Origin of the sequence: Streptomyces griseosporeus, assembly GCF_014656055.1 — a bacterium.
Lineage (GTDB): Bacteria > Actinomycetota > Actinomycetes > Streptomycetales > Streptomycetaceae > Streptomyces > Streptomyces griseosporeus.
The window spans coordinates 245-565 of record NZ_BNBR01000015.1; the positions used below are offsets into that span (position 1 = coordinate 245).

1 rRNA gene is annotated in these 321 nt (G+C 59.2%); it reads right to left on the reverse strand.

What is annotated here, in order from left to right:
* Positions 1–269 precede the first annotated feature (269 nt).
* Positions 270–321 (reverse strand): 16S ribosomal RNA (locus IE308_RS36625); the annotation flags it as partial.

The window sequence follows — 321 nt, forward strand, 5'->3', positions numbered from 1 at the left end:
GACCAGCCACCCATCACCCCGCTGACGAACAGCGAGTTCACTGGGGCCGGCAACTGAGGGGTCATAACCGCACCCTCAGATACCCAACAGCGTGCCCGACCAGACCCCGCCCGGAGATCATGCGTTCCACGCTCCGAAGAGCAGTACTAGCAGCCTCCGACCCAGACTCAGGCCGAGTAGTCAACGTTCCACCCATGAGCAACCAGCATCAGACGTTCGCTGATGTACTGGCCTCTGACCAACCGAAGTTGGTAAGAAGTGCTCCTTAGAAAGGAGGTGATCCAGCCGCACCTTCCGGTACGGCTACCTTGTTACGACTTC